The 26,457-nt window shown below is 71.8% G+C and carries 28 protein-coding genes; 15 read left to right on the plus strand and 13 right to left on the minus strand.

Translation table 11 applies throughout. The features are described 5' to 3' along the window. Nucleotides 1-44 precede the first annotated feature (44 nt). The gene (argJ, locus tag L1280_RS04415) at nucleotides 45-1,208 is read left to right on the plus strand and encodes a bifunctional glutamate N-acetyltransferase/amino-acid acetyltransferase ArgJ (protein ID WP_253580865.1); all 1,164 of its coding nucleotides are present in this window, start codon (nucleotides 45-47) and stop codon (nucleotides 1,206-1,208) included. A 65-nt stretch (nucleotides 1,209-1,273) separates the two neighbouring features. Then, nucleotides 1,274-2,026: a tryptophan-rich sensory protein gene (locus L1280_RS04420; RefSeq protein ID WP_253580866.1), complete on the plus strand. Its 753-nt coding sequence runs from the start codon at nucleotides 1,274-1,276 to the stop codon at nucleotides 2,024-2,026. A 70-nt stretch (nucleotides 2,027-2,096) separates the two neighbouring features. On the opposite strand, the gene mnmA is transcribed toward L1280_RS04420, so the two are convergent. Beyond that, nucleotides 2,097-3,236 carry a tRNA 2-thiouridine(34) synthase MnmA gene (gene mnmA / locus L1280_RS04425; RefSeq protein WP_253580868.1) on the minus strand — a complete coding sequence of 380 codons (1,140 nt, stop codon included), beginning with the start codon at nucleotides 3,234-3,236 and terminating at the stop codon, nucleotides 2,097-2,099. A gap of 249 nt (nucleotides 3,237-3,485) precedes the next feature. Between mnmA and L1280_RS04430 the strand changes: the two genes are divergently transcribed. After that, nucleotides 3,486-4,457: an HD domain-containing phosphohydrolase gene (locus L1280_RS04430; RefSeq protein ID WP_253580869.1), complete on the plus strand. Its 972-nt coding sequence runs from the start codon at nucleotides 3,486-3,488 to the stop codon at nucleotides 4,455-4,457. A gap of 156 nt (nucleotides 4,458-4,613) precedes the next feature. On the opposite strand, the gene L1280_RS04435 is transcribed toward L1280_RS04430, so the two are convergent. Genes L1280_RS04435 through L1280_RS04445 form a run of 3 tightly spaced genes read right to left on the minus strand, consistent with a single transcriptional unit; the run spans nucleotide 4,614 to nucleotide 5,989 of the window. After that, nucleotides 4,614-5,306, minus strand: a complete 693-nt coding sequence (locus L1280_RS04435; protein ID WP_253580870.1) for a cyclic nucleotide-binding domain-containing protein — start codon at nucleotides 5,304-5,306, stop codon at nucleotides 4,614-4,616. A 44-nt stretch (nucleotides 5,307-5,350) separates the two neighbouring features. Further along, nucleotides 5,351-5,743, minus strand: coding sequence for a hypothetical protein (locus tag L1280_RS04440; protein ID WP_253580871.1), 393 nt, complete (start codon nucleotides 5,741-5,743; stop codon nucleotides 5,351-5,353). Nucleotides 5,744-5,752: 9 nt separating this feature from the next. Then, nucleotides 5,753-5,989, minus strand: coding sequence for a ferredoxin (locus tag L1280_RS04445; RefSeq protein ID WP_104991670.1), 237 nt, complete (start codon nucleotides 5,987-5,989; stop codon nucleotides 5,753-5,755). Between the two features lie 305 nt (nucleotides 5,990-6,294). Between L1280_RS04445 and L1280_RS04450 the strand changes: the two genes are divergently transcribed. From L1280_RS04450 to L1280_RS04460, 3 genes are all read left to right on the plus strand, one after another. Then, a complete protein-coding gene (locus L1280_RS04450; protein ID WP_253580872.1) occupies nucleotides 6,295-6,993 on the plus strand; it encodes a 5'-methylthioadenosine/adenosylhomocysteine nucleosidase in 699 nt (232 codons plus the stop codon). Further along, entirely contained in the window at nucleotides 6,990-7,370 is a 381-nt protein-coding gene (locus tag L1280_RS04455) for a CidA/LrgA family protein (RefSeq protein ID WP_253580873.1), read from the plus strand. The genes L1280_RS04450 and L1280_RS04455 overlap by 4 nt, the downstream gene beginning before the upstream one ends. 94 nt (nucleotides 7,371-7,464) lie before the next feature. Continuing rightward, entirely contained in the window at nucleotides 7,465-8,121 is a 657-nt protein-coding gene (locus tag L1280_RS04460; protein ID WP_253580874.1) for an LrgB family protein, read from the plus strand. A gap of 3 nt (nucleotides 8,122-8,124) precedes the next feature. Here L1280_RS04460 and L1280_RS04465 read toward each other — a convergent pair whose 3' ends face one another. Both L1280_RS04465 and L1280_RS04470 read right to left on the minus strand, forming a co-directional pair. Continuing rightward, nucleotides 8,125-8,862 carry a peptidylprolyl isomerase gene (locus tag L1280_RS04465; protein ID WP_253580875.1) on the minus strand — a complete coding sequence of 246 codons (738 nt, stop codon included), beginning with the start codon at nucleotides 8,860-8,862 and terminating at the stop codon, nucleotides 8,125-8,127. 44 nt (nucleotides 8,863-8,906) lie between these two features. Further along, complete coding sequence (locus tag L1280_RS04470; RefSeq protein ID WP_253580877.1) at nucleotides 8,907-9,377, minus strand: Lrp/AsnC family transcriptional regulator; 471 nt, start codon at nucleotides 9,375-9,377, stop codon at nucleotides 8,907-8,909. 165 nt (nucleotides 9,378-9,542) lie between these two features. On the opposite strand from L1280_RS04470, the gene ald reads away from it, so the two are divergent. The 3 genes from ald to L1280_RS04485 all read left to right on the plus strand — a co-directional run bounded on the left by ald (nucleotide 9,543) and on the right by L1280_RS04485 (nucleotide 13,558). Continuing rightward, nucleotides 9,543-10,649: an alanine dehydrogenase gene (gene ald, locus L1280_RS04475; RefSeq protein WP_253580878.1), complete on the plus strand. Its 1,107-nt coding sequence runs from the start codon at nucleotides 9,543-9,545 to the stop codon at nucleotides 10,647-10,649. 145 nt (nucleotides 10,650-10,794) lie between these two features. Continuing rightward, nucleotides 10,795-12,630: an ABC transporter ATP-binding protein gene (locus L1280_RS04480; protein ID WP_253580879.1), complete on the plus strand. Its 1,836-nt coding sequence runs from the start codon at nucleotides 10,795-10,797 to the stop codon at nucleotides 12,628-12,630. A 46-nt stretch (nucleotides 12,631-12,676) separates the two neighbouring features. Then, nucleotides 12,677-13,558: an aldo/keto reductase gene (locus tag L1280_RS04485; protein ID WP_253580880.1), complete on the plus strand. Its 882-nt coding sequence runs from the start codon at nucleotides 12,677-12,679 to the stop codon at nucleotides 13,556-13,558. 82 nt (nucleotides 13,559-13,640) lie between these two features. Here the strand turns inward: L1280_RS04485 and murA are convergent, their stop codons facing one another. Further along, nucleotides 13,641-14,924 (minus strand): UDP-N-acetylglucosamine 1-carboxyvinyltransferase, encoded by a 1,284-nt coding sequence (gene murA, locus L1280_RS04490; protein ID WP_253580881.1) that lies wholly within the window; start codon nucleotides 14,922-14,924, stop codon nucleotides 13,641-13,643. Between the two features lie 236 nt (nucleotides 14,925-15,160). Between murA and L1280_RS04495 the strand changes: the two genes are divergently transcribed. Beyond that, complete coding sequence (locus L1280_RS04495; RefSeq protein WP_104990342.1) at nucleotides 15,161-15,388, plus strand: transcriptional regulator; 228 nt, start codon at nucleotides 15,161-15,163, stop codon at nucleotides 15,386-15,388. Between the two features lie 132 nt (nucleotides 15,389-15,520). Here L1280_RS04495 and L1280_RS04500 read toward each other — a convergent pair whose 3' ends face one another. Then, entirely contained in the window at nucleotides 15,521-16,468 is a 948-nt protein-coding gene (locus tag L1280_RS04500) for a C40 family peptidase (RefSeq protein WP_253580882.1), read from the minus strand. A gap of 227 nt (nucleotides 16,469-16,695) precedes the next feature. Between L1280_RS04500 and L1280_RS04505 the strand changes: the two genes are divergently transcribed. Continuing rightward, the gene (locus L1280_RS04505; RefSeq protein ID WP_253580883.1) at nucleotides 16,696-18,003 is read left to right on the plus strand and encodes an MFS transporter; all 1,308 of its coding nucleotides are present in this window, start codon (nucleotides 16,696-16,698) and stop codon (nucleotides 18,001-18,003) included. A gap of 72 nt (nucleotides 18,004-18,075) precedes the next feature. On the opposite strand, the gene L1280_RS04510 is transcribed toward L1280_RS04505, so the two are convergent. The 3 genes from L1280_RS04510 to L1280_RS04520 all read right to left on the minus strand — a co-directional run bounded on the left by L1280_RS04510 (nucleotide 18,076) and on the right by L1280_RS04520 (nucleotide 20,935). Then, nucleotides 18,076-18,225 (minus strand): hypothetical protein, encoded by a 150-nt coding sequence (locus L1280_RS04510; protein WP_199776999.1) that lies wholly within the window; start codon nucleotides 18,223-18,225, stop codon nucleotides 18,076-18,078. 94 nt (nucleotides 18,226-18,319) lie between these two features. Continuing rightward, nucleotides 18,320-20,062, minus strand: coding sequence for an SLC13 family permease (locus tag L1280_RS04515; RefSeq protein ID WP_253580885.1), 1,743 nt, complete (start codon nucleotides 20,060-20,062; stop codon nucleotides 18,320-18,322). A gap of 24 nt (nucleotides 20,063-20,086) precedes the next feature. Next, on the minus strand, nucleotides 20,087-20,935 hold the full coding sequence (locus L1280_RS04520; RefSeq protein ID WP_253580886.1) for a hypothetical protein: 849 nt from the start codon (nucleotides 20,933-20,935) through the stop codon (nucleotides 20,087-20,089). A 127-nt stretch (nucleotides 20,936-21,062) separates the two neighbouring features. Between L1280_RS04520 and L1280_RS04525 the strand changes: the two genes are divergently transcribed. After that, entirely contained in the window at nucleotides 21,063-21,323 is a 261-nt protein-coding gene (locus L1280_RS04525) for a hypothetical protein (RefSeq protein ID WP_253580887.1), read from the plus strand. A gap of 222 nt (nucleotides 21,324-21,545) precedes the next feature. Here the strand turns inward: L1280_RS04525 and L1280_RS04530 are convergent, their stop codons facing one another. Both L1280_RS04530 and L1280_RS04535 read right to left on the minus strand, forming a co-directional pair. Next, on the minus strand, nucleotides 21,546-23,045 hold the full coding sequence (locus L1280_RS04530; RefSeq protein WP_253580889.1) for a YifB family Mg chelatase-like AAA ATPase: 1,500 nt from the start codon (nucleotides 23,043-23,045) through the stop codon (nucleotides 21,546-21,548). Continuing rightward, complete coding sequence (locus tag L1280_RS04535; protein WP_253580890.1) at nucleotides 23,045-23,923, minus strand: DegV family protein; 879 nt, start codon at nucleotides 23,921-23,923, stop codon at nucleotides 23,045-23,047. Before L1280_RS04535 ends, L1280_RS04530 begins: the two co-directional genes overlap by 1 nt. A gap of 474 nt (nucleotides 23,924-24,397) precedes the next feature. Here L1280_RS04535 and L1280_RS04540 point away from each other — a divergent pair, with 474 nt between their 5' ends. From L1280_RS04540 to L1280_RS04550, 3 genes are read left to right on the plus strand one after another with little or no spacing between them, the layout of a single operon-like run. Continuing rightward, nucleotides 24,398-25,498, plus strand: a complete 1,101-nt coding sequence (locus L1280_RS04540) for an aminopeptidase (protein ID WP_253580891.1) — start codon at nucleotides 24,398-24,400, stop codon at nucleotides 25,496-25,498. Beyond that, nucleotides 25,495-25,872: a hypothetical protein gene (locus L1280_RS04545; protein ID WP_253580892.1), complete on the plus strand. Its 378-nt coding sequence runs from the start codon at nucleotides 25,495-25,497 to the stop codon at nucleotides 25,870-25,872. Before L1280_RS04540 ends, L1280_RS04545 begins: the two co-directional genes overlap by 4 nt. Nucleotides 25,873-25,874: 2 nt before the next feature. After that, complete coding sequence (locus tag L1280_RS04550; protein WP_253580893.1) at nucleotides 25,875-26,435, plus strand: AAA family ATPase; 561 nt, start codon at nucleotides 25,875-25,877, stop codon at nucleotides 26,433-26,435. Nucleotides 26,436-26,457: the final 22 nt, after the last annotated feature.

The raw sequence follows: 26,457 nt of genomic DNA on the forward strand, positions 1-26,457 counted from the left end.
GCGCCGCGTCTGCTGGGCACCCCGGCCTGCTCTAGCATGGCCCCATGACAGCAGCCCCTCTCACCTTTCCCCAAGGCTTCCGCGCGGCGACCACGGCGGCGGGCATCAAGCCCAGTGGCCGGACCGACCTGAGCTGCGTGGTCAGCGAGACGGACTGCACGTGGGCCTATGCGGGCACCCGCAGCACCGCCGCCGCCGCCTGCGTGACGCGCGGGCGCGAGCTGTACGCCTCCGGGCGGCCCGTGCGGGCGCTGGTGGTGAATGCCGGAAACGCGAACGCCGCCACCGGCCCCCAGGGCGAGGCCGACAACGCGGCGATGGCGGCGGGCCTCGCCGGGCACCTCGGGCTGGAGGCGGGCGCGGTGCTGACAGCCTCCACTGGCATCATCGGGCACCTGCTGCCGATGGAGCGGGTGCGGGAAGGCCTGGCGCGCCTGCCCGGCGCCCTCGCGGACGGGGCCGACCCCTTCGCCGCCGCCATCATGACGACCGACACCCGGCCCAAGACGGCCGAGGCGCGGCTGGGCACGGGCGCCCGCATCGTCGGCACCGCCAAGGGCAGTGGCATGATTCACCCCGACATGGCCACCATGTTCGCCTTTGCCTTCACGGACGCGCAGGTGGACGGGGAGGTGCTGCGGGCCGCCTTCCCCGCCATCGTGAACCGCACCTTCAACGCGGTCACCGTGGACGGCGACACCAGCACGAACGACATGGCCCTGGTGCTGGCGAACGGGCGGGCGGGCGAGGTGGACCCCGCCGAGTTCCTGGCGGCGCTGGAGGGCGTGATGCGCGACCTCGCCCGGCAGATCGCGGCGGACGGGGAGGGGGCGACCAAGCTGCTCACGGTGCGGGTGTCAGGCGCCCGCACCGAGGCCGAGGCGCTGGCCGCCGCCCGCACCTGCTGCGTCAGCCCGCTGCTCAAGAGCGCCCTGCACGGCAACGACCCCAACTGGGGCCGGGTCATCATGGCGGTGGGGCGCAGCGGGGCGGCGGTGGACCTCCCGGCAATGACGGTCCGCGTGCAGGGCACCCCCGTCTTCGCGGGTCGGCCCCTGGAGTACGACGCGGCGGCGGTGAGCGCCTCCATGCGGGCCGAGGAGGTCGTCTTCGAGGTTGGCCTCGGCGTGGGAGCGGCGAGCGGCGAGGCGTGGGGCTGCGACCTCAGCGCCGAATACGTCAGCATCAACGCGGAATACACGACCTGAGTGTCCACTCAGAAACCGTCATCTCCCTGACAGGCCGGGGGCGGGCGGGCTGCTTAAGCTGGGGCATGACTGGACTCTCCCGCCAAGTGACGCTGCTGGCCGCGACGGTGCTGACGCTGGTCATGAACTACCTCAGCAACGCGCTGCCGCTTTTCGGCCGTTCCAACGCGGACGTGAGTGACGCGCTCCCCAACGCCTTTACCCCGGCGGGGCTGACCTTCGCCATCTGGGGCGTGATCTTCCTGGGGCTGCTGGTGTTCGCGGTGTACCAGGCCTTGCCCGCGCAGCGCGGCGCCCGGCTGGACCGCCTGTTCTGGCCTTTTTTGCTGAGCAACCTGCTCAATGTGGGCTGGTTGCTGGCCTTCCAGAGCCTGAATATCGGGCTGAGCGTGCCCATCATGGTGGCGCTGCTGGGCGGCCTGATCTGGCTGTATCTGGAAGTGCGCGGGCTGCCGCCACAAGGCGCCGAAGGTCTGACGCTCATGCTCCCGACCAGCCTCTACCTGGGCTGGATCAGCGTGGCGACCATCGCCAACGTGACCGCGTGGCTGGTCAGCGAGGGAGTGACGGCGGGGCTGGCGGGCCTGAGTGCGCCTGCGTGGTCGGCAGTGCTGGTGCTCATCGCGGCGTTCCTGGGAGCCTTTTTCCTGGTCCGCTTCCGCGACTACGCCTATGCGGCGGTGCTGCTGTGGGCCTTTTACGGCGTGTACGCCGCCCGGTCCGACGTGACGGCGGTGGTGCTGGGCGTGGCTGTGGGTGTCCTGCTGGTCGTGCTGGGAGCGGTCGCGGCGGCGCGGCGTCCCCGAGCAGCGTTGTAACTTCTCCCCTTCGGAACCATGAAGGCCGCGCCTCCGTCATGCCGCGCAGGCGCGGCCCTCTTTCATGCCTTTACGCCAGCGCCGGGAGCTCCCGTACGTGGTCCGCGATGAGTCCGCCACCCAGCAGCCGGGAGCCCGCATACAGCACCGCACTCTGACCGGGGGCGACAGCGAACTGCGGTTCTTCAAATTTCAGCTCGAAGCCGTGCTCGTCGGCGTGGACGACGGTGGCCCGCACCGGCTTCGTGCGGTAGCGCACCTGCACCTCCAGCTCACGCGGCAGCTCCGCGAGGTCGAGGAGGTAGTTGACGCCCTCGGCCCGCAGGCCGTCCCACACGCAGTCCTCGTAGTCGCCCACCCAGACGGTGTTCGTGGCGGGGTCGAGGTGGACGACGTGCCGGACCCGGTGCGACTGGTACAGGCCCAGGCCCTTTTTCTGCCCCAGCGTGTAGAACTGGGTGCCCAGGTGCTCGCCCACGACCTCGCCCGTGGCGATCTCGCGGATGAATCCCTGGCTCTGCGGCAGGTGCTCGGCCACCCAGTCCTGCACCTTGCCGGGCACGAAGCAGATGTTCTGGCTCTCGGGCTTGCTCGCGGTCAGCAGGCCGCGCTCGGCGGCCAGCTCGCGCACGCGGGGCTTTTCCAGCTCGCCCACCGGAAAGAGGATGTGTGGCAGCGCGTCACGCGGGGTGCCCCACAGGAAGTAGGTCTGGTCCTTGCGGGGATCGTCGCCCCGGTGGAATTCGACCGCGCCGCCTTCCCGCTCGACCCGCTTCACGTAGTGCCCAGTGGCGACGTACTGGCAGCCCAGCATCCGGGCCTTTTTCACCAGTTCATCGAACTTGACCTTGGTGTTGCAGTTCACGCAGGGGTTGGGCGTGCGGCCCCGCGCGTACTCGTCCACGAAGGGGCCGACGATGTGACGCTGGAATTGCTCGCGGTAGTCCAGCAGGTAAAAGGGCACGCCGACCTGTTCGGCCACCCGGCGGGCCTCGAAGGCGGCGTCGGGCGAGCAGCAGGAGTCGAAGGTGTCGACCCGCTTCTCGTCGGGCCAGAAGCGCATCATCGCGCCGATGACCTGATAACCCTGCTCCTTGAGCAGCGCCGCCGTGACGCTGGAGTCCACCCCGCCCGACATCGCGCACAGCACGCGCGGAGCGGGAGTGGGGGTGGAGGGAGTCACAGCGGGGGCGGGCGCGGCCTGGGTCATACCGCCGGGGAGCCTAGCAGGTGCAGGGCTGGGAAACCGTGAGGGGTGCCCTCCCGGACGCACTACCTCGCCGGGGGACGACTCGCCGGGAGCCGAAGTGCCGCCTCCCCGTCAGCGCAAGAAAGCGTGAAGCCGCCTCCGACCTCCGGTCGAGGGCGCGGAGACGTGCAGGACGCGGCGCTGGGGCGCCACCCCCGACCCACGGCTGAGCTTGCTGAGACGTGGCCCCGCTCCGAGAATGACGGCCATATGCCCCCGGACACGTCCCTGGACCCCCTGCGCGAGTTGCACGCCAACCACGTCTATCTGCGTCTGCTCGACGGGATGCCCGTGATGCTGTGGACGGCCGACGCTGCCGGAGTCTGGCAGCACGTCAACCGCCGCTGGGCGGACTACACCGGGCTGACCGGCGAGACTGCGGGCTTCGGTTTTGAAGAGGCGCTGCACCCCGACGACCTCGCGCCTACGGTGGCGTGCTGGAAACGGGCCATTTCGCGGGGTGAGGATTACCGCGTCGAGTACCGGGTGCGGCGCCACGACGGGGTGTACCGCTGGTTTCTGACCCAGGGGGTGCGGGTGAAGGGTGCCCAGGGGCAGGATTTTGCCTGGGTGGGCACCTGCACCGACATCGAGCACCAGAAACGGGCCGAGGAGGAAGCGCTGGCGACCCGCGAGGCCGCGCTGCGGGCGCTGGGCCTCACGCTCGAAGCCCGCGACCGCGAGACCCAGGGCCACACCGACCGGGTGATGACCCACGCGGGGCGGCTGGGCGACGCCCTGGGGCTCGGCCCCAACGATCAGTCGGCCCTGCGGCTGGGCGCCTACCTGCACGACCTCGGCAAGGTGGCGATTCCCGACCGGGTGCTGCTCAAGCCGGGGCTCCTCACCCCCGAGGAGCGCCAGGAAATGGAGGTCCACGCCGCCGAGGGCGAGCGGCTGGCCGGAGCGCTGGGCTTCGTGCCGCCCGCCGCGCTGCACCTCGTGCGGCACCACCACGAGCGCTGGGACGGCAGCGGCTATCCCGACGGCCTCGCCGGGGAGGAGATTCCGCTCCTGGCGCGGGTCTTTGCCGTGATCGACGTGTACGACGCCTTGGTCAGCGAGCGCCCCTACAAGCGGGCCTGGAGCCGCGAAGAGGCGCGGGCCGAATTGCGGGCACAGGCCGGACGGCAACTCGACCCCCGCGTGGTCGAGGCATTCCTGGGGTTGCCGGGAGTCTGATCGCGGTGCTCCGTTCCGTTGAAGGGACCAACAGCGGCCCTTCAACTCCTCTGCGACCGCTCTCCATGACGGATGCTCGCCCCACTCGGGCCGGACAGGCTGAGGGCACACCCATCGACTTGTCCGGCCCGGCCACCGCGGTGAGCCCCTCCCCTATCACCCTCCACGTCCCGCCAGCCGTTCCAGTTCGGAGCGGTCGAGGACCCGCACCCGCCGCCGCTCCAGCTCGATCAGGCCCAACCGGTAGAACTCGCCCAGCTTGCGGCTGACAAGTTCGGGCACCGTGCCCAGCAGGGCGGCGAGGTCGCTGTTGGTGGGCAGGGCGTGGGATTCGTCGGCGGCGTGCTCGAGGAGGTAGGCCGCCAAACGCTCCCCGAGTTCGCTGAACACCAGTCCCTCCAGCCGGGCGAGCAGTTCGGCCTGACGCCGGGCCAGGGCCGCGATCACGGCCGCCGCCAGTGCCGGGGTTCCGAACACCTGCTCGCGGACAGCGGCGGCGGGCAGGCACAGCACCTCGGTGGGGGTCTGGAGCGCGACGGCATGCGCGGGGGCGGGGTCACTGCCGCTGAAGACTCCGACACCCGCGACAAGCTGGCGCGGCCCCTCCACATGCAGGGTCAGCTCGCGGGTGCCGCCGCGCACCACCCGGTACACCCGCACGCTGCCGCTGCTGACCAGAAAGAGGGTTTCGAGCGCATCTCCAGCCCGGAACAGGACCTCGCCGCGCCGCAGGGTCCGGAAGGTGCCCAGCGCGGCCAGCGGCTGCAAGTCGGCGGGCGAAGCGCCCCCGAAGACGGGCGAGCGGCCCAGCAACTCCAGGGCGCGGGCGGGGTCGGGTGGGGTCGGCACGTGCCCCGATGCTGCCACAGCGGAAGGCACCGACCCCGGTGCGCTCAGGCCAGCACCGCCGCCCCGCACAGGCCCACGCTCGCCGCGAGGGTCAGGTTCGTGATCCACGCCGGAGGCCGCGTCTCGGCCTGTCCGCGCCGCACGTGCAGCGCGACCAGCCCGCCGATCAGCACCAGCAGGCCGAGTTCCAGCGCCAGCGCGGACCGGAAGCCGGAGGTCAAGCCCAGTGCCAGGACCACCGCGAACAGGGCCGCCGTCAGCACGCCGTTGACCCGCGCGTAGTGCCGCCCCACCGCGCGGCGGTGCCCGGTGCGGGTCGCGTGATCGGGGAACAGCTCGGTGAAGGCGGGGCTGACCACGAACGTGGTGAACAGGTACATGCCCACCCACATCCCCACCAGGAGGATGTTCAGACCGGACAGCAGCGCCATATCCATAGGCACAGCTCAGAGGCCGAAGAAGACGCGGTTTTTGACGATGAACTCGGTTTCCCCGGCGGGCACGTCCTCTTCCGGGAAGATGGCGCTGACCGGGCAGGCAGGGACACAGGCGCCGCAGTCGATGCACTCGTCGGGGTGAATGAGGAACTGGTCGCCGCCGTCGTAGATGCACTCCACCGGGCAGACCTCAGTGCAGGCTTGGTCCTTGACGCCGATACAGGGGCTGACAATCACGTGAGGCATAGGGGCAGGATGGCAGGTGGGGGCGCGGGGGGACCATGACCTGGGTCAAGGGGGTGGTTGGCGGCTGGGATGGTCACACTCCCCCTCACCCCGTTGCTTCGCAGCGCCCCTCTCCAGCAGGGGGCGAGGAGGAAGAGCCGCTTGAGCTGTTGCCGCTTTTCCTGTGTCAGCCGACCTCAACGTGCCCAGGCTGCGAATCCTCCTTCCGGGCAAACGGGTCGCTCGGCGCGGACCGGGCCGCCATCACCCTGCCCCGCTCCGGCGCCAAGCTCGCCCTCCCCCGCCCACGCCCTAACATGGCCCCCATGCTCGCCATTCTCGGTGCCATGGACGAAGAAATCGAATTGCTCAGGGCGGACCTCCAGGGGACCGAAACCCTGACACCCCCCGGCGTGACCCTCTACCGGGGGGTGCTGGACGGCGTGCCCCTCCTCCTTGCCAAGAGCGGCATCGGGAAGGTGAATGCGGCGATGACGGCCACACACCTGCTCAACGCCGGGGCCACCCGCGTGATCTTCACCGGGGTCGCGGGCGGCGTTCACCCCGAGTTGCGGGTGGGCGACCTCGTGGTGAGCACCGACCTCGTGCAGCACGACGTGGACGTGACGGCGCTGGACTATCCGCTGGGAACGGTGCCCGGTGAGACGCCCGCGTGGCAGGCCGACCCGGAACTCCGCGAGGTCGCGCTGGCGGCGGCCCGCGAGGTCGAGGGCGTCGGCGTGCTGGAGGGCCGGGTGGCGAGCGGCGACCAGTTCATCGCCTCGCGCGAGGGGGTGAGGCGGCTGTGGACGGGCTTCGGGGCCGCCTGCGCCGAGATGGAGGGGGCAGCGGTCGCGCAGGTGTGCGCCAAAGCGGACGTGCCCTTCGTGGTGATCCGCTCGGTGAGCGACACCGCCGACCACGACGCGCAGGTGGACTACCGCACCTTCATGCCGCTGGTGGCCCGGCACGCCAAACAGGTCGTGCGCGGCATGCTCGCCCGGCTGGGCGCCCCCCAGGGGTGACGGCCTCCACGCCGGTCCTTTCCCCCCCAGTGCGCGTCGTGCTGGGGCTGGGGCTGCTGACGGCCTTTGCCGCGCTGGGCACCGCCCTGGTGACGTGGCTGAGGCTGCCGCTGCCGGGCTCGGTGGTCGGGATGGCGCTGCTGTGGGCGGCCCTGTCGCTGGGGCTGGTGCGGCTCTCGTGGTTGGAGGCCGCCGCCGATGGGCTGCTGGGCATCCTGGGGCTGCTGTTCGTGCCCGCCACGGTGGGTTTCATCGAGTTCCTGTCGGCCGGGGCCGAGTGGGGCCTGTGGCTCCTTGTGATGCTGGCGGGGCTGTTGCTGGGCGCGGGGACGGCGGGGCTGGTGGCGGGGCGGCTGGTGAGGGAGGGGAAGTGGTGAGTGGGCCGTGGGCCGTGGACACTTCGGCTCAGGCCAGAGCAAAAGCTCCCACGGCCCACTTCCCACGGTCCACTTCCTGCCCCACAGGGGCACCGTGATCTGGGTCGCCCTCACCCTGCTTGCCTTCGCCCTGGGGGTGGCCGCGCAGTGGCGGGTGCGGCATCCGCTCGTCAACCCGACGCTGGTGGCGACGGTGATCGTGTCCGGGGTGCTGCTGGTAACGGCGACGCCGTACCGGGAGTACACGGCGGAGGTCCGGCCGCTCTCCTTCCTGCTCGGCCCGGCGGTGGTGGCGCTGGCGGTGCCGCTCTACCGGCTGCGGGCGCTGCTGGCGCGGGAGTGGCGGGCGCTGGGGGTGGGTGGGGGGCTGGGCACGCTGGTGGGTGTGGGGGCGGACGCCGCGCTCCCCCGGCTGCTGGGGCTGGACCCGGCGGCGCGGCAGGCCCTGCTGACCGCCCCGGCGACCAGCCCGGTCGCGCTGCAACTCGCCACCCTCACGGGCGCTCCGCCCGCGCTGGCGGCCACGCTCGCCGTCCTGTCGGGACTGGTGGGGGCGCTGGTGCTGCCGCCCATGCTGACGCGGCTGGGGGTGCGGCATCCGCTCGCGCGGGGCATCGCCATCGGCAGCGTCTCGCACGGGGTGGGCACCGCCCGCGCCCGCGAGGAGGGGGAAACGACGGGCGCGGCCAGTTCCATCGGGATGGGCTTGGCCGCGCTGGTGGTGACGCTGGTGGTGGCGTTGCTGGGGTGAGCCTCAGCGCGAAACGAGAATCTGCACGCTCTGAATGAGGTCGGGCTGGGCGCCGGGGATAGGCACCTCGCCATTCGGGGTGGCCGTGCGGGTCAGGCGCTGCAAGGTATCCAACCCGGAGACGACCTGACCGAAGACCGTGTAGCCCCCGCTCAGGAAGTCGGCCGGGGCCAGCGTGATGAAAAACTGGCTCCCCTGCGAGTCCAGGCTGGCGGCGCGGGCCATGCCCAGCACGCCCGCGCGGTCAAAGCGCAGGCCATTGCCGACCTCGGCGCGGAAGCTGTAGCCGGGGCCGCCCGTACCCCAGCGGGCGCGAAGGGCCGGGTCCGTGCTCTGCGGGTCGCCACCCTGGGCCATGAAGCCCTCGATCACGCGGTGAAAGCGCGTGCCGTCGTAGAAGCGGTTGAGCGCGAGAAACACGAAGTTGTTCACGGCGACCGGGGCCTGCTTCGCGTACAGCTCCAGCGTGATCGGCCCCTTGCTGGTGTTCAGCACCGCCCGGTAGGTCCGCGCCGGGTCGGTCACCTGGGCGGCGGAGGTGAAGGTCGTGACGCGGGCCGCACCCAGGGGCTGAACCGGAACAAAGGTTGGCGTCGCGGGCGCCACCACAGGAGCGGGCGCCGGAGCCGTGGGTTGGGAAGCCGAGGCTTGAGGCTGGGTCGCGGGCGCACACGCCATCAGGCCGAGGCTCAGGGAAGCCAGCAGGGCGGGCGCCGCACGTCGGAAGGCAAGCGAAGGCATGGGCGCAGTATGTCAGAGCCTTCTCCCAAAGCCCCTCCCTGCCGCTACTCCACCGCCAGCCCCGTCGTGTACTTCTCCCCTTTCACAACAATGGTGCTTGCCGTGTTCCGCACGCCTGGAATGGCCGCGAGCACGTCCACCAGAAAGGTCTGGTAGGCGTCGAGGTCCGGCACGACCACCTTGAGCAGGTAGTCGGTGTCCCCCAGGCAGAGGTAGCACTCCAGCACCTCGGGCCGCCCCCGCATCCGCTCGGCGAAGGTCTCGAAGCCCTCCTTGGTCTGCTTGTCCAGCGTGACCCGCACGAAGACCATCAGGTCGCGCCCCACCCGCTTGGGGTCCAGCAGCGCGACATAGCGGCTGATGATGCCCTCCTCCTCCAGCCGCCGCACCCGCCGCAGGGTGGGGGCCGGAGTCAGGCCGATCTCGTCGGCGAGTTCGGTGTTGGGAATGCGGGCGTCGCGCTGAAGGATGGTCAGAATGCGGCGGTCGGTGGCGTCGAGGTCCGGCTTTGACATGAATGCCTATAAGGTAGCAGGCCTGACGCAACCGCGTTGCGCCTATACGGTCCTGGGGCGGCCTGCGGGCAATCGGACGCGCCAGGGGTCCTGCTACCATTGCGCCACTTCAGCATGAAAGCAGGCGGGCGGCCCCGGCGGGGTGCGCGGCCCTGCGGAGGAACTATGAAGATCGGACTCCCCAAGGAAATCAAAGTCAAGGAAAACCGCGTGGCGCTGACGCCCGGCGGCGTGGCGACGCTGGTGCGCCGGGGCCACGCGGTCACGGTCGAGCGCGGCGCGGGCGTGGGCAGCGGCATCGCGGACGGCGAATACGAGGCGGCAGGCGCCACCCTGGGCAGCGCCGCCGACGCCTGGGCCGCCGAGATGGTGGTCAAGGTCAAGGAGCCTATCCAAAGCGAATACGGGTACCTGCGAGACGACCTGCTGCTGTTCACCTATCTGCACCTCGCCGCCGACCGCCCGCTGACCGACGCGCTGCTGAAGGCGGGCACGACGGGCGTGGCCTACGAGACCGTGCAGCTCGACGACGGCAGCCTGCCCCTGTTGACCCCGATGTCGGAGGTTGCCGGGCGCCTGAGCGTGCAGGCGGGCGCGTACCACCTTCAGAAGCCGGTGGGCGGGCGCGGCGTGCTGCTCGGCGGCGTGCCCGGCGTGCAGCCCGGCCACGTGACCATCATCGGCGGCGGCGTGGTGGGCACCAACGCGGCCAAGATGGCGATGGGCCTGGGGGCCAAGGTCACCATCCTCGACGTGTCGCAGCGCCGCCTGGCCTACCTCGACGACGTGTTCTTCGGGCGCCTGACCACCATGATGAGCAGCGAGGCGAACATCCGTGCCCTGCTGCCCGAGACCGACCTCCTGATCGGCGCGGTGCTCATCCCCGGCGCCAAGGCCCCGCACCTCGTCACCCGCGACATGCTGGCCCTGATGCCCGAGGGCAGCGTCATCGTGGACGTGGCGGTGGACCAGGGCGGCTGCGTGGAGACCATCCACGCGACCACCCATGACAACCCCACCTACGTGGTGGACGGCGTGATTCACTACGGAGTCGCCAACATGCCGGGGGCCGTGCCGCGCACGAGCACCTTCGCCCTGACCAACCAGACCATGCCCTACGTGCTGCAACTCGCCGAGCAGGGCGTGTCGGCCCTCACGCGCAACAAGGCGCTGCGCCTGGGCTTGAACACCCACGCGGGCAAGCTGACCTACCAGGGCGTCGCGGAGGCCTTCGAGCTGGCCTTCGACGAGCCGGAGGCCGTGCTGGCGTAAGCCGGAGGCTGGAGGGGGCGGCGGACTCGCGGGCATGCGGGTCCGCCGCTGCCATTGTGGTGCCCCGCCAGCACCCGTGTGGGGCCGGACCAGACCCTGTTCCGAACAGGGCCGACGGACGCCCGCCATGCCGTACCCTGGCCCCATGTTGTCCCGCCGCCGCCCGGCCTCCGCCCCCGCGACCCCCGCCCCGGCGCGTCCCCCGCGTGACCCCCGGCAACTGCGGCGGGTGCTGGCCTACGCGCGGCCCTACCGGGCACTGCTGATCTCGGGCCTGATCGCCACGCTGATTTCCAGCGGGCTGAACCTGATTTTCCCGCTGCTGTTCGGGCGGCTGATCGACGCCTCCTTCCTGCGGGTGGGCGCGACCGACACCGGACCGCTCGACCGCACGGTGCTCGCGCTGCTGGGCATCTTTGCGCTGTCGTCCCTGTTTGGGGCGGCGCAGTCGTACCTGCTGGCGAAGGTGGGGGCGGGGGTGGTGGCGGACCTGCGCCGACACCTCTTTTCGCACCTGCTGACCCTTTCGCCGCGCTTTTTTGCCGAGCACCGCACCGGCGAACTCACCAGCCGACTCACGGCGGACGTGGGGACCGTGCAGGCGGTCACGAGCACCGCGCTCGCGCAGGCGGCGGCGCTGGCCTTCAACATCGTGGGATCGACGACCCTGCTGGTCATTACTAGCCCCCGGCTGAGCCTGCTCACGCTGGCGGTGATTCCGCTGGTGATCGGTACGGCCATCGTGATCGGGCGGCGCATCCGGGTGGTCAGCCGCGAGGTGCAGGACCGGGTGGCCGAGGCCAACGCCAGCGCCGAGGAGGCGATCAGCGGGGTGCGGGTCGTGCAGAGCTTCACGGCGGAGGACACCGAGCGCGGGCGCTACGGGCACGGCGTGCTGGCGTCCTTCCTCGCCTCGCTGCGCCGGGCGCGGCTGCAAGCGCTGATGGGCGGCGTGATGAGCTTCCTGACCTTCGCCTCGCTCGCGGTGGTGCTGTGGTACGGCGGGCGGCTGGTGATGGGCGGGGACCTCAGCCCCGGCGGGCTGGTGACCTTCCTGATCTACGCGTTGCAGGTCGGCGCCACCGTCGCGGCGATGTCGGGTCTGTTCAGCCAGTTTCAGGAGGCGCTGGGGGCCTCGGGGCGCATCTTCGAGCTGCTCGACGAGCGCAGCGACCTCCCCGAACCCGCCCGCCCCCTCCCCCTGGGCCGCGCCGAGGGCCGCGTGAGCCTCGAGGGGGTCAGGTTCAGCTACGGCGACTCGGCGGTGCTGCACGACCTCAGCTTCGACGTGCCCGCCGGACAGGTCGTCGCACTGGTGGGGCCGAGCGGGGCGGGCAAGACCACGCTGGTGAGCCTGATTCCGCGCTTCTGGGACGTGACGGGAGGCCGCCTGCGGGTGGACGGCGAGGACGTGCGGGCCTACGCGCTGGCTGACCTGCGGGCGCAGGTGGGGCTGGTGCCGCAAGAAACCCTGCTCTTTTCCGGGTCCATCGAGGAGAACATCCGCTACGGCCGCCCCGACGCCTCCCCCGATGAGGTCGAGGCCGCCGCCCGCGCCGCGAACGCGCACCGCTTTATCACGGCGCTGCCGCAGGGCTACGCCACCGTGGTGGGCGAGCGCGGCGTGCGGCTCAGCGGCGGGCAGCGCCAGCGGGTCGCCATCGCCCGCGCCCTGCTGAAAGACCCGCGCATCCTGATTCTCGACGAGGCCACCTCCGCCCTCGACAACGAGTCCGAGGCGCTGGTGCAGCAGGCCCTGGAAACGCTGATGCGGGGCCGCACCACCTTCGTGATCGCCCACCGCCTCTCCACCGTCCGCAACGCCGACCGCATCCTGGTGATGGAGGGCGGCCGGGTCGTGCAGGACGGCACCCACGGCGAACTCCTCGCGGCGGGCGGCCTGTACCGCGACCTGTACGAACTCCAGTTCCGCAAGGAGCAGGAGGAGCGGGCCGAGCTGGTGCCCGGCGTGGGGGGCTGAGGGTCAAGGTCGGCGCAGAGCCACCCACCGGCGTATGCTCCGCCGCATGGAACAGCGCGAGTTTGGCAAGACGGGCTTCCGGGTCAGCGTCCTGGGGCTGGGGGCGGGGCAGGTCGGCGCGGAGAGTTTGGACGACCGGGAGGCCGGGCGGCTGCTGCACCGTGCCCTCGACCTCGGCGTGACCCTGATCGATACGGCGCGGGGCTACGGGCTGAGCGAGGAACGCATCGGGCGGCACCTCGCCGGGCGGCGGGACGGGTTCGTCCTGAGCACCAAGGGCGGCTACGGCGTGGAGGGGATGGAGGACTGGACACCGGGGGCCATCCGCCACGGCATCGAGCGGGCGCTGCGAACGATGCGGACCGACCGGATCGACATTTTTCACCTTCACTCATGTCCCCTGGACACCCTGCGGCGCGACGACCTGCTGGCCGAGCTCGACCGGGCGCGGGAGGCCGGGCTGATCGGGGTCGCGGCCTACAGCGGGGAGAACGAGGCGCTGGCGTGGGCGGCAGATTCCGGACGTTTTGGCAGCCTGGAGACGAGCGTGAACGTTACGGACCAGTGGAGCCTGCGCCATGTGCTGCCGGGGGCGGCGGCGCGGGGGCTGGGGGTGATCGCCAAACGGCCCATCGCCAACGCCGCGTGGCAGTTCACCGAGCGCCCGGTCGGCCAGTACGCCGAGGTCTACTGGGAACGGCTGGGGGCGCTGAACCTCGACCCCGGCGGGCTGGAGTGGACCGAGTTCGCTCTGCGCTTTTCCGCCTTCGCGCCCGGCGTGGGCAGCGCCATCGTGGGCACGGCGCGGGTCGAGAATCTGGAGCGCAACGCGGCCATTGTCGAGCGCGGTCCCCTGCCCGCCGAGCTGCTGGCGCAGATCGAGGCGGCCTGGACAGAACACGGCGGGGAGTGGGGCGGGGAGGTCTAGCCGCAGCGGCCGCAGTCCGACCTAGACCCAAAGGACGGCGCCCACCCGCAACCGTAGGGTGGGCGCCGTTCCCGTGCGCAACTCAATCCATCGCGCTCGCCAGCGCGGGCTGGGGCTGCCAGGCCTGCACGCCGATCCCGCGCAGCCGCTCGGCGAGGCGCTCGTAGCCCCGGTTGAGGTACTGCACGCCGTCGATCACCGTTTCACCCTCGCAGGTCATCGCGGCGATAAAGAGGGCGGCCCCGGCGCGGAGGTCGGCCGCCTTGACGGGCGCGGCGTGCAGCGGGCCACCCTGGATCACCTGGGTATAGCCGCTCACGGTGATGTTGGCCCCCATGCGGTGCAGTTCGGCCACGTGGGTCAGGCGGTCGGGGTACACCGGGTCCTGCACCACGCTGGTGCCCGGCACGGTGGCGAGCAGGGCGCTCATCTGGGGCTGCACGTCGGTGGGAAAGCCGGGGTAGCTCTGGGTGGTGACATTCACGGGCCGCAGTTCCCGGTTCCGGGCGTCCACGATCAGTCGGTCTCCCGACTCCAGGATGTCCACGCCCATCTCGCCCAGCTTGGCGCTCACGGCCCGCAGGTGGTCGGGGCGCACGTTGGTCAGCGTGAGGCGGCTGCGGGTGGCGGCGGCGGCGATCATGAACGTCCCCGCCTCGATGCGGTCGGGAATCACCGTGTACTCGCCCCCGCGCAGGGCGGGCACGCCCCGGATGGTCAGCGTGTTGGTCCCCGCACCCTCGATCTGGGCACCCAGCGCGTTCAGGAAATGCACGAGGTCCACCACATCGGTGTCGATGCTGGCGTTTTCCAGCGTGACCACGCCGTCGCCCAGCACCGCGGCCAGCAACGCGTTGTGGGTGCCCCCCACCGTCAGCATCTCGAAGACGAAGGTGCCGCTGAGACTCCCGGTGCGCGTCGCCGCGAAGTCGCCGCCCTCCTCGGTGAGGTGCGCACCCAGCGCCCGCAGCGCCTTGACGTGCTGGTCGACCGGACGCGGCCCCCACGCGCACCCGCCGGGCATGGACACGGTGGCCTCGCCCGCCCGCGCCAGAATCGCCCCCAGCACGATGAAGCTCGCCCGCATCTTGGACACCAGCGCGTAGGGCGCGTGGGTGCTGAGGATCTCGGGCGTGTGCAGGGTCAGGCTGTTGGGTCCGGTCCAGGCGTGCCGGGTGCCCAGATGCGCCATGAGTTCCAGGATGGTGTCCACGTCCGACAGCCGGGGAATGCCGTGCAGGATGACCGGCTCGCGGCTCAGCAGGCTCGCCACGATAATCGGCAGCGCCGCGTTCTTGCTGTGCTGGATGGCGATTTCGCCGGACAGGTCCCGGCCTCCTACGAGGTGCAGCGGCGTCAGATCCATGGAGTCATTCCTTTCGGGCACGGGCGGGAGGCCCGGAAGTCGGTGCGGTCGGCAGGTCCGGCGAGGTGCCGGAGAACGGGTGCATCTTACACACCATGCTCACGGGGCGTCTACGGCACCTGCGTCTCATGGGCGGGTGATGTTGAGGTGTCTCATGGTGCGTGCTACGCTGCCCGCGCACACCCCGCCCAAGCCCGCGGCCGGGCGCGGACCCGGTGGAGAGGACACAGAGGACCATGCCCAAAAAGGAACGCAAACGCCTCCAGGTCGTGATCAGCGAGGAGCAGGACGCCCTGCTCACCCGTACGGCCTACGAACTCTCCAGCCCCGAGCGCCTGATCAGCAAGAGCGAAGTCGTCCGGCTCGCCATCGAGCGCATCGCCCGCGAACTCGGCGAGGGCGAACACCTCGACGAGTACCGCCACCTGCTGGGCGACGAGAATGTGGCCGACGACAAAGTTTAGGCGCAGACCAGCCAGAAGAGAGGCCGCCGGAGTCGTCCAGCGGCCTCTTGGATTGTCCCCATCGGGCGGCAGCGTTCCCGACCGACGGCGCTGACTCTCGCGGCTGAGGGTGGGACCTCCAGCCCGCCTCCCTCAGCGGGCCGAGCCGTACATCACGGGCGGCAGCACCCGGCGGGCGCCGAGGAGCTTAGGTCCCCAGTAGGGGTCTCCCTGCAAGCGGTCGACCGCGACCTGCTTGCGGTAGGAGTTCGCGTTCACGAACTGGTTCTCGCCGAGGTAGATGCCCACGTGCGTGACCTCGCCGCGCCCCACAGTGTCGAAGAAGACGAGGTCCCCGGCCTGGAGGTCCGCCACCTCGACGGGCTGGCCCACCCGCGCCTGCGCTGCGCTGGTACGGGGCAGTTCCACGCCCAGGGGGGCGAAGACCTGCAGCACGAACCCGCTGCAGTCCAGCCCGCTGCGGCTGGTGCCCCCGTAGACGTAGGGCACCCCCAGCAGCGCCATCGCCGTGCCGCGCCAGTCGTCGCCGGTCGCGGAATCGGCTGGGCGGGCGGCGGGCTGGGCCGGAGCAGGCGGCACCGGCAGGGACTGCGCGAGCATCCGGGGCGCGGGCAGCGAACCTGCGGCCGGAATCTGGAGCACCTGCCCGACTTCCAGAACCACCGTCGGGGCCAGGTTGTTTGCCGCCAGCAGCGCGTCCACGCTCAGGCCGTACTGCCGCGAGATGCCGTAGAGCGTTTCCTTGGGCTGCACCGTGTGAGACGCGGCCGCCGCCCGCACCCGCAGCACCTGACCGACCTGAAGGTCCGGGCTGCTCAGCCCGTTCAGTGCCAGCAGCTCATCCACCTTCAGGCCGTGCGCCCGCGCGAGGCTGTAGGCCGTGTCGCCCTTTTGCACCGTCACGGCCCCGCCAGAAATGGCGCTGCCCGGAAGCGCTGGGCTTGCCGGGCTGGCGGGGGGATTGGCGGTGGTGGCAGCAAGCGCCGACGGGAGGCTCCCAGACAGGCTCAGGGTGGCGATCACCAGAGTGGCGCGGACGGCGGCAGGCAGGCGCGATGCAGGCAGGGCAGGTGCAGGCATGGGGAAGGCTCACAGGGCGCGGAAAGACAATGGGGCGGCGCAGCCAGCGGGAGGCTGGCCGGAGCGGGCGAGCATGAGAGCCGCCCGAACGAAATCTGAAACAGCGGCACTGTACCAGACGGAAGTCACATTTGCAAAGCCTTCATGTCATCAGGTGCCAGTCAGGAACTGATGTCTGTGTCTTCGCGGGCGGTATGCCCCCCTTCCGCTGAGCCTATGCTGGGCGAATGCTTGCCCGCCTCTCCGGGTGGCGTGCCCGGACGTTCAGCGCCCTGCGACACCCCCACTACCGCCGCTACTGGTTTTCGCAACTGCTCTCGCTGGTCGGCTCGTGGATGCAGGCGACCGCGCAGCAGTACCTCGTGCTGGAGTTGACGGGGGGCAGCAGCACGGCGCTGGGCTACGTGACGGTCGCGCAGTTTCTGCCCAGCCTGCTGCTCTCGCTGTTCGCGGGAGCGGTGGTGGACCGGGTGCCCCGGCGCCGGGTGCTGCTCGCCACCCAGATCACGCTGCTGGTCACGGCGGCGACCCTGGCCGTCACCACGCACCTCGGGCTGGTCACGCTGCCGCTGGTCATGGCGATCGCCTTCGTGGGGGGCATCGCCAACGCCTTCGACATGCCCGCCCGCCAGAGCATGGTCGTGGACTTCGTGCCGCGGGGCGACGTGCCCAACGCGGTCGCGCTCAACAGCCTGTCCTTTAACGTCTCGCGCACGGTGGGGCAGGCCCTGTTCGGGATCGTCGCGGCGCTGGGCGTCTCGCTGCTGGCCGCTGGGGACCCGGACAACATCGCCCGGCTCGCCCTGCCCTTCTACCTGAACGTGTCGTCTTTTTTCGTGGTGCTGTTCGTGATCGCCACCCTGCCCTTCCCGCCGCGTGAAGGGGTGCCGCAGGGCAGCGTGGGCGAGAACATCCGCGAGGGGCTGGCCTACGTGCGGCGCACCCCGGCAGTGCGGAACGTGATGCTGCTCGTCGGGCTGATGAGCCTGACCATCATCAACTTCAACGTGATCATTCCCTACTACGCGCGGGTCGTCTTTCAGGCGCGGGAAGCGGCCTTTGGCACCCTCTCGGCGATGTTCGGGCTGGGGGCGATGGCGGGGGCGCTGTGGCAGGCGAGCAAGCCCAACCCGCTGCGGAACCTGCGGCTGGGGGGCGTGATTCTCCTGGCGAGCGCGGCGGCGCTGGCCCTGACGCCGGGGCCGCTGCTGGCCGGACCGGTCCTCGCCGTCTGCGGGTTCGGGATGCTCTCGCTGCTCGTCAGCGCGAACAGCGCCGTGCAGCTCTCCATTCCGGACCACCTGCGCGGGCGGGTGATGAGCCTGTATTCCTTCGTGCTCGTCGGCATGGGGCCGCCCGGAGCCTTGATCGCCAGCTTCCTGATCGGCAAGGAGGGACCGCTGGGGCCGCGCGTGGGCCTGCTGACGCTGGCCGCGCTGGGGGGCCTCAGCCTGCTCTTCTTGTGGGGAAGGCTGCCCCGGCAATTGCCTCGCCCAGAACCCGCGCCCGGAGCGGCCCCGGCGGCGGCGGACTGACGCTTACGGCGCAAGCGAAGACCGCCAGGGTGCGTGCCCTGGCGGTCGACTTATGGCCCAGAACCCCCGGTCTCAGATGAACAGCGGCGCGTCGGGATCGTCGGGCAGGGGGCGGTCCTTGCGGGCCAGCAGCGCGGCCGCCGTGCCGATTCCCACGAGGGCACCGAGCGCCAGGAGAGCGAAGACCCAGGTGATCGGGGCGTGGCTGCGGTCTGAACTCATGCGGGCAGCATAACAGCCGCGCCTGGCGCTTCTCCCTTGCCCACAAAATGGGCCGCCGACACGGGAACATTTTCTAAAGGCGGGCGGCCCTGGCCTAGAACGGCCAGACCCGCGGAATCACCAGCAGCGACACCGCGAAGGTCACCACCGTGAGGCCCGAACCGACCCGCACGAAGTCGAGGAAACGGTAGCGCCCCGGTCCGTAAACCAGCATGCAGGACGGCTCCAGCGGCGTGATAAAGGAGTTGCTGGCGGCGATAGTGATGCCGATAACAAAGGGGCGCGGATCGTACCCCAGCGCCTTCGCCGTGCCGATGGCGAGGGGCAGCATCACGAGCGCCGCCGCCTGGTTGCTCATGGGCTGGGTGAGGGCCACCGTCACCGCGAAGAGGGCCGCGAGCAGGCCGTAGGGTCCCAGCGGTTCCAGCACCCCGGAGATGGCCCCGGTGAGCACCCGCGCGGCCCCGGTGTCCTCAAAGGCCGTTCCGAAGGCCAGCATGCAGGCCACCAGCACGATGACCGGCCACTCTACCGAGCGGTAGGCTTCCTCCGGGGTGACCAGCCGCAAGGCGAGCGCCAGCGCCACCGCGATCACGACCGCCACGCTGAGGGGCAGCACCCCCAGCCCGCCCAGCACCACCGCGCCGCCGAACAGCCCCAGGGCGAGGGGAGCGCGGCGAAGGTCACGCTGCGCCCCGGTGAGGTCGCCCAGCACGGTGAGGTGATCCCCCAGGCCCCCGAAGCGGTCGGGGGTGCCCTGAATCAGCAACACGTCACCGACCTGCACCCGCAGCCCCCCCAGGCGCTCGACCGTCCGGGCGCGGCGGTGCAGCGCCAGCACCGACAGGCCGTAGCGCTCGCGGAAGCGGGCCTCGCGCAGGGTGCGGCCGATCAGGAGACTGCCGGGCAACACGACCGCCTCCACCAGCCGCACCGGGGCCGTGCCCTCTACCTGCAATTTCTGCTCGCTTTTGGAAAAGACACCCAGGGTGCTCTTGCCCGCCAGGATGCGCTCGGGGGGGCCTTCGACCGCCAGGGTGTCGAGTTCCTGAATCCGGAAGCTGGGGCCGGGGGCATAGATCGTCTCCTCGCCCCGGCGCACCGCCACCACCGTCAGGCCGTGGTCGCGGCCCAGCCCCGACTCGCGCAGGGTCTGCCCGGCGAGCGGGCTCCCTGGAGCCACCGTCAGGTCCGCGAGGTAGGCCCGCAGCGAGGCTTCCAGCTCGGCCTCGCGCTCGGGAAGCAGGCGCGGCGCCACGAAAAAGAGGTACAGCAGGCCCACGACTGCCACCGGAATCCCGACCCAGGCCAGCTCGAAAAAGCCCAGGGGGGCGAGTCCCGCCCCCGGCAGCGCCCCCGACACGACGAGATTGGTGCTCGTGCCGATCACGGTGACCGTGCCGCCCAGGATGCTGGCGTAGGCCAGCGGCAGCAGCACCCGGCTGGGGGCAATCCCCGCCCGGCGGGCCAGCCCGGTCACCAGCGGCAGGAAGACGGCGGTGGTCGCCGTGTTGCTGGTAAAGGCGCTGACGCCCGCGACCGTGCCCAGCATGCCGCGCACCATCCCGGCAGCGTTGCGGGCGCGGCGGGCCAGCGCGGTGCCGATCCACTCGATGACTCCCGCCCGCAACAGCATCTGCGTGAGAATAAAGAGGCCCGCGAGCGTGAGGACCGTGTCACTGCCGAACCCCGCGAAGGCCTCGCGGGTGGGGAGCAGGCCCAGCGCCAGCAGGGCCGCGAGCAGCAGCAGCGCCGTGACGTCCACGGGCAGCCACTCGGTAGCGAACAGCAGCAGCGCCAGCCCGAACAGCACCAGCAGGACGGTCACGGGGTCCATGACGGGCTCCGGGCGTGGAGGGGCTCAGGCGTCCGGCGTGCGCGACTGTTCCGCGACCGCGCGGGCCAGCGTGACGATCAGCCGGGTCACGTCCGCGAAGATGAACAGGGCCACGCTCCCCACCCCGCCCGCGATCAGGGTCCACAGCCCCTGGAACGCCTGATCGCCGAGGTACTGCACCACGGCGAGTCCCACCGCCGCCAGCCCCAGCACGACCGCCAGCACCCGCAGCCGCCCGACGAGCGCGTGCACCGCGTTCGCCCGCTCGGCCAGCATGGGCAGGGCCGCGAGGGGAGCGGTGGGCTTGGCGGGAAGTGGGGCCACCGGAGTCGCCTCCGCACCAGCAGGCGCTGCGGCCTCCGTGACCACCGGAGTTTCGGCCCGCTTGACCTCAGTCGGCGCCGGACTGACCGGGGAAGGGGCGGCGGTGACTGTCGTCACCCGGCGGTTGGCCTCGCGGCGGTCATCGGGCGCCGGGCTGGGCGCCGGGGAGGAGGGCACGGTGGCCGGGGCAGGCGTGGTGCCAAACGTCTTGAACCCGCCCGCTGCGGGCAGGGGCGCCGACGGAAGGTTCTTCGCGCGGGCGGTCGCGTCGCGGACCTGGGGAAAAAAGGCCTGGACCTCGGCCGGGTCGAAGCCCAGCAGGCTGGCGGTCAGGGCCGTTCCGGCGGGCGTCTCGACCCTCAGCAGGCCATCGCCGTCGCTGTGGATGCGGTTGAGGTCGCGCAGGGTGACCCGGCGGGTGCCGCCCGCGTCCTGATAGATCAGCAGACCTTCCAGCAGCACGAACAGGGCGTCTTCTTTCTCCAGGGTCGCCAGGGGCGTTCCGCCGATTCCCAGGCCCCGCAGGGCCGACTGCACTCGCTCGCTCATCACTGTGTCCTCACCTTGCCCGGCAGGATAGCGGCTCCCGGGCGGCAGGCAGCCGGGCCGGTGAGGATTTAACGCCCCTCTACCCCCGGCTCACCCGCTGGGCCGGTTCCTGCGCCCACACTGACCCATGACCGACAACCGGTACGGAGACGCCCCGCTGGGCCGCAGCGTCGAGGAAATCGAACAGGAGAGCGGCAATGTCGTCAACTCCCCCGTTCCGGGCGAGATGGTCCGCGACGACGACGCGGCCGCCCTGCCCGCCATCGTGAACAGCAACCAGAGCGCCAGTCCGGCCGTGGTCAATCCCGAGAACCTGCTGGAGGGTGGGGGCGGCGCGGACGACGGCACGGCCCGCACGAACCGGGACGGTGGCGAGGAGACGAGCTGAGGGCCGGATACGGCGTCTGTCCACTGCCTGAACCGTCCGGAGAGCACCGCCCGGTCATCCCTTACCCCCTGGCTGGGGTTCCGAGGTGTCGAGTACCCTTGAGTTGGCATCCGAATGACCCGAGGCCTCCGACTCCCGGACCCGTCCTCGCGCGTGCCCTCACGCCTGCTTTGGGCGGGCCAGTCGGGGCGCTGGGCAGGCGCGGTCCCCCGGAAAACGGCTCTAGACGAGGTCGCGGGGGCGGTAGGTGACAGCTTCGGCCAGGTGGGCTTCCGAGATGTGCTCCTGCCCGGCGAGGTCGGCCACCGTCCGCGCCACTTTCAACACCCGGTCGAAGCCGCGCCCCGTCAGACCCAGTTGCCGGGCTGCCGCCCGTGCGAAGGCCTCGGGTCCAGGTGCCAGGTGCGCGTGCTGCCGCAGGGCCTGCCCGGCAAGGTCGCTGTTGCGCCCCCCCTGCCGCGCGAGCATCCGGGCACGCGCCGAGGCCACCCGCTCGCGCACCACGGCGCTGGGTTCGCCCTCCGGGGCGCGGGACAGCTCGTCCACGGTCAATCTGGGGACACGGCACAGGAGGTCCACCCGGTCCAGCAGCGGCCCGCTGAGCCTCCCGGCGTAGCGGGCACGTTCGGTCGGCGTGCAGGTACAGGTCCGCTCGGGGTCACCAAAGTGACCGCACTTGCAGGGGTTCATCGCGGCGATCAGCTGGAAATTGGCCGGGTAGGTCACGGTCGCCCGCGCCCGGCTGATCGAGACCGTCCGGTCCTCCAGGGGCTGCCTCAAGGTTTCCAGCGCCTTGCGCGAGAACTCCGGGAACTCGTCCATAAACAGCACACCCCGGTGCGCCAGCGACACCTCGCCGGGACGGGGCACGCTTCCGCCGCCGATCAGCCCGGCGTCGCTGACGGTGTGGTGCGGAGCGCGGTAGGGCGGCCGCCCCACCAGCCCGCCCCGTCCGGTGAGCAGCCCCGCCGCCGAGTGGATGCGCGTCACCTCCAGCGCTTCCGCGCGGGTCAGGGGCGGGAGCAGTCCCGGTGCCCGGCGGGCCAGCATGGTCTTGCCGCTGCCGGGCGAGCCGATCATCAGGAGGTTGTGCCCACCCGCCAGCGCGATCTCCAGCGCCCGCTTGGCCCCGCTCTGGCCCTTGAGGTCCGCGAGGTCGAGGGGCGTGTCCTCGTCGGGGGGTGTCTCCGGCGGGGAAGCGGGCGCGAGGGGGGCCTCGCCACTGAGGTGCCGCACCGCCTCCAGCAGCGTCCCCGCCGGAAGGACCGCGACCCCGTCAATGAGGGCGGCCTCGGCGGCGTTGGCGCCCGGCAGCAGTGCGGGCACCCCCTCCTGCGCGGCGAGGAGGGCCACGTTGACGGCCCCCGCGATGGGGCGCAACGACCCGTCGAGGGCCAGTTCCCCCGCACAGACCAGGCCGCGCAGGGCCTCAGCGGGCAGCAGTTCCTGCGCGGCGAGCAGCCCCAGCGCGATGGGGAGGTCGTACAGCGGCCCCTCCTTGCGCAGGTCGGCGGGCGCGAGGTTCACCGTGATGCGGGCGGCGGGAAAGGGCAGCCCGGCGTTGCGGACGGCCGCCCGCACCCGCTCGCGGGCCTCGCTGACGGCCTGATCGGGGAGGCCCACCACCATGAAGCTGGGAAGGCCCGGCGAGACATCCACCTCGACCTCGACGGGCACGGCGTCCACGCCGATCAATGCCACGCTGCGGGCGCGGGCGAGCATCAGGCGGGCTCCAGCGGGGGCACACCCACCAGCCCGACGGTGCCTGGCCCGGCGTGGACAAGCAGCACCGCCGTGATCTCGCGGGTGGCCCGCACCCGGACGTTGCGCAGGGCGAGTTCGCCGGTGAGCGTCCGGGCACCTTCCAGGTTCCCGGCGTGCAGCACGGTGGCCTCCAGCCCCTCCGGAAAGGAACGGGCCAGTTCGCGCAGCGCGGCGTGAAAGCCCCGGATGCGGGCGGCGGCCTCCACCTTGCCCGCCTCCGCGCGGATGACCGGGTGGACGTTGAGCAGCCCCGCCGCCGCGCCCGCCACCCGCGAGAGCCGCCCCCCCGCGACCAGCCAGCGCAGGCTGCCCGGCACGAAGCGCAGGAAGACCCGGCCCCCGAACCCCGTCAGCCGCCGGGCCACCTCGCCGGGGTCGCTTCCCCTGTCCAGCCAGACCCGCGCCTGCCGCACCGCCGCGCCGAGGCCCACGCTCAGCGTCCGCGTGTCCACCACCTCCACCCGGTCCCGGAATTCCTCCGCCGCCGTCACCGCCGAGGCGAAGGTGCCGCTGAGGTGAGAGGCCACCGGAAAGCACAGCACCCGCTCGGCCCCGGCCTCCAGCGCCTCCGCGTAGGCCTGCCGGAAGTCGCCCGGCACGGCCTGGGAGGTGCGGGGGGCCGCGCCCTCCTCCATCCGGCGCACCAGGGTCGCCGGGTCCAGCACGGGGAGGTCGGGGCGCCGCACCGTGCCGGGATCGCTGAAGAGGGTCCCGCCCACCTCCAGCGTGAGGCCCACCACCGAGACCTTCAGTTCGGCCCACTCCGCCGGGGTCAGGTCGGCGGTGCTGTCGGTCACCAGGGCCACGCGGGAGGGCGCCGTTGTGCGGGGAGTCACCCGGTCAATCTAGCAGCCGGGTCCCAGCCGCCCTACCCCAATCCCGGGGTGTGCATGGGGGGTGTGGGACGACCGGGCCGCCCACCCCGCGCACGAAATCGCCCGACAGGCCCTGCATGCGGCGGGCCAGCACCACGGCGTCGGCTCCGGCCCCCGGCTTGAGCCCGCGCGTCACGGGCACCACGCGCCAGGGCACACCGAACGTTTCGGCGCCTCGGCGTTGAGGTGACCGCCGGTCCAGCAGGCCGGGGGCGGAACGGCTGACCCTCAGGGCCATGCGCTCCGGGCCGCGCGGCGTGGCTGAGCGGGGGCGCAACCCCGTCCCGAGTCCCTCCCGGAAGGCTCGGACCACCACGCCCCGCCCTGAAAGGCCCGCCGCAGCGGCCCAAGCGCGGGGTCGGGCCAAGCCAGGGTGAGGCCCGCCGCGTCGGAGGGGCCGGGCACGCGGCGGGCCGATGCTCTACCCTCGGGACTGTGCCCACCACTGACCTCTCCCCGGCCCTGAGCTACGACCCCGCCGCGCACGCCGCGCTGCTGGCGGACTACTGCCTGTCGGCCGCGCCCGGCGAGCGGCTGCTGGTCGCGGGCGGCGTGGCGGGCGTGCCCCTGGTGCGGGCCGTGACCCGCGCCCTGCTGACACGCGGCGCCCGGCCCGTCGTGCGGCTGGACTACCCCGGCCAGGACGACGACTGGGCCGAACTCGCGCAGGACGCGGTGCTGGACGCCGCGCACTCCGCCGACCTCGCGGACGTGGAGGCCTTGGGCGGCAGCCTGCGCATCCTGACCCCCGAGCCCGGCACCCCCGGCGACGCCGCCCGCCGCGCCCGCCTGACGGCCTCCCGCGCCCCGGTCGCCGCCATCCGGGCGCGGAGGAAGTGGAGCCTGACCCTCTACCCCACCGCGCACGCGGCGGCGCAGGCGGGCATGACGGAAGCCGAGTTCGGCGCCTTTGTCATGCGGGCGATGTTCCTCGACCGCGCCGACCCGGTGGCCGCCTGGGGCGAAGTGCGCGAGATGCAGGCGCAGTTGATTGAGCGCCTCACGCGGGCCGACACGGTGCGAATCGAAGCCCCCGGCACCGACCTCACCCTGCGGGTGGGGGGCCGCACCTGGGCCAACAGCGACGGCAAGCGCAACATGCCCAGCGGCGAGGTCTTTACCGGGCCGCTGGAGGACAGCGCCGAGGGCGTGGTCACCTTCAGCGTGCCCGCGAGCTACGGCGGCGTGGTGGTGCGCGGCGCGAGGCTGGTCTTCCGGGCGGGCGAGGTCGTGGAAGCAAGCGCCGAGGAAGGCGAGGACGTGCTGCGGGCGGCCCTGGCGACCGACCCCGGAGCGCGGCGGCTGGGCGAGCTCGGGATCGGCACCAATTTCGGCATCCAGACGCCGACCGGGAACATCCTCTTCGACGAGAAGATCGGCGGCACCGTTCACCTCGCCCTGGGCCGCTCCTACCCCGAAACCGGGGGCACCAACGCCAGCGCGATTCACTGGGACCTGATCACCGACCTGCGCGGGCAGGGCCGCCTGACGCTGGACGGGGAAGTGGTGCAGGAGGGGGGGCGCTTTCTGGAATGAGGCGCCGGGGCGCGGTTCTTCTCGCGGCGGCGGGCGGCTTCCTCGCGGCCTGTGTGCTCTGGGCCGTGCTGATCGCCCCCAGAGCGCAGGTCGTCGCCCGCTGGGACGCGCCGGGTGGCCTCCACCACGCCCTGATTCTGGACGACGGTCCCGACCCCAGCTCGCTCTTCGGGTCGGGGCGCCGCTGGCGGCTGTACCTGGGGCGCGACGCCGAGAGTCCCTCCTCCGGCCACTTCGTCCCGCTGTTCGACCTGTACGGCGGGGCGAACTGGCAGCAGAGCCGCGTGGTCTGGTCGCCTGCCGGGGTGCGCTTCACCTTCCCGACCGGGCACGAGCTGTTCGTCCCCGCACGGGCCTACGAGGGGGGGCGGTAGAGGTGCGCCTGCCTTCCCACACTCCCGCACCCGGTCCGGTCTGGGTCATCAGCGGCAGCCCCGGCGCGGGCAAGAGCACGGTGTCCCGCGCCCTGCTGGGGCACTTTCCGCTCGGCCTCCATGTCCCGGTGGACGACCTGCGCGAGTTCGTGGTGTCGGGCACCGCGCACCCCAGTCTGGAGGAGAACCCGGAAACGGCCCGGCAGTTCCGGCTGGCCCGCACCGCCGCCGCGCAGATGGCCCGCCTATACGCGGAGGCGGGCTTCACGGTGGTCGTAGACGACGTGCTGTGGCCCGCCGACCTCGCCCTCTTCGCCGCGCACTGGACCGGGCTGGACGTGCGCCCGGTCATGCTCGCGCCGGGGCTGGAGGCCGCGCAGCGCCGCAACGCGACCCGCACAGGGAAGCCGTTTGATCCCAGTGCGCTCGCCCCGCTCATCGACGCCCTTTACCCGGCCCTGCGCCCGGACGAGTTCCGGGCCGCCGGGTGGCAGGTCGTGGAGAGCGGCGGGCAGAGTGTGGCGGAAACGGTGGAGACGGTGCTGGCGCTGCGCTGGACGTGACGGGAGTGGCTAGTCACGCAGG

Source organism: Deinococcus sp. HSC-46F16 (genome assembly GCF_024171495.1).
Classification (GTDB): domain Bacteria; phylum Deinococcota; class Deinococci; order Deinococcales; family Deinococcaceae; genus Deinococcus.

Coding starts and splice junctions, on each gene's coding strand:
- L1280_RS04510 (WP_199776999.1), bottom strand. CDS start 18,225: ATGAGTTCAGACCGCAGCCACGCCCCGATCACCTGGGTCTTCGCTCTC.
- mnmA (WP_253580868.1), bottom strand. CDS start 3,236: ATGACCCAGGCCGCGCCCGCCCCCGCTGTGACTCCCTCCACCCCCACT.
- L1280_RS04440 (WP_253580871.1), bottom strand. CDS start 5,743: ATGGATATGGCGCTGCTGTCCGGTCTGAACATCCTCCTGGTGGGGATG.
- L1280_RS04465 (WP_253580875.1), bottom strand. CDS start 8,862: ATGCCTTCGCTTGCCTTCCGACGTGCGGCGCCCGCCCTGCTGGCTTCC.
- L1280_RS04495 (WP_104990342.1), top strand. CDS start 15,161: ATGCCCAAAAAGGAACGCAAACGCCTCCAGGTCGTGATCAGCGAGGAG.
- L1280_RS04515 (WP_253580885.1), bottom strand. CDS start 20,062: ATGGACCCCGTGACCGTCCTGCTGGTGCTGTTCGGGCTGGCGCTGCTG.
- L1280_RS04525 (WP_253580887.1), top strand. CDS start 21,063: ATGACCGACAACCGGTACGGAGACGCCCCGCTGGGCCGCAGCGTCGAG.
- L1280_RS04485 (WP_253580880.1), top strand. CDS start 12,677: ATGGAACAGCGCGAGTTTGGCAAGACGGGCTTCCGGGTCAGCGTCCTG.
- L1280_RS04430 (WP_253580869.1), top strand. CDS start 3,486: ATGCCCCCGGACACGTCCCTGGACCCCCTGCGCGAGTTGCACGCCAAC.
- ald (WP_253580878.1), top strand. CDS start 9,543: ATGAAGATCGGACTCCCCAAGGAAATCAAAGTCAAGGAAAACCGCGTG.
- L1280_RS04470 (WP_253580877.1), bottom strand. CDS start 9,377: ATGTCAAAGCCGGACCTCGACGCCACCGACCGCCGCATTCTGACCATC.
- L1280_RS04505 (WP_253580883.1), top strand. CDS start 16,696: ATGCTTGCCCGCCTCTCCGGGTGGCGTGCCCGGACGTTCAGCGCCCTG.
- murA (WP_253580881.1), bottom strand. CDS start 14,924: ATGGATCTGACGCCGCTGCACCTCGTAGGAGGCCGGGACCTGTCCGGC.
- L1280_RS04500 (WP_253580882.1), bottom strand. CDS start 16,468: ATGCCTGCACCTGCCCTGCCTGCATCGCGCCTGCCTGCCGCCGTCCGC.
- L1280_RS04420 (WP_253580866.1), top strand. CDS start 1,274: ATGACTGGACTCTCCCGCCAAGTGACGCTGCTGGCCGCGACGGTGCTG.
- argJ (WP_253580865.1), top strand. CDS start 45: ATGACAGCAGCCCCTCTCACCTTTCCCCAAGGCTTCCGCGCGGCGACC.
- L1280_RS04530 (WP_253580889.1), bottom strand. CDS start 23,045: ATGCTCGCCCGCGCCCGCAGCGTGGCATTGATCGGCGTGGACGCCGTG.
- L1280_RS04545 (WP_253580892.1), top strand. CDS start 25,495: ATGAGGCGCCGGGGCGCGGTTCTTCTCGCGGCGGCGGGCGGCTTCCTC.
- L1280_RS04450 (WP_253580872.1), top strand. CDS start 6,295: ATGCTCGCCATTCTCGGTGCCATGGACGAAGAAATCGAATTGCTCAGG.
- L1280_RS04520 (WP_253580886.1), bottom strand. CDS start 20,935: ATGAGCGAGCGAGTGCAGTCGGCCCTGCGGGGCCTGGGAATCGGCGGA.
- L1280_RS04445 (WP_104991670.1), bottom strand. CDS start 5,989: ATGCCTCACGTGATTGTCAGCCCCTGTATCGGCGTCAAGGACCAAGCC.
- L1280_RS04480 (WP_253580879.1), top strand. CDS start 10,795: ATGTTGTCCCGCCGCCGCCCGGCCTCCGCCCCCGCGACCCCCGCCCCG.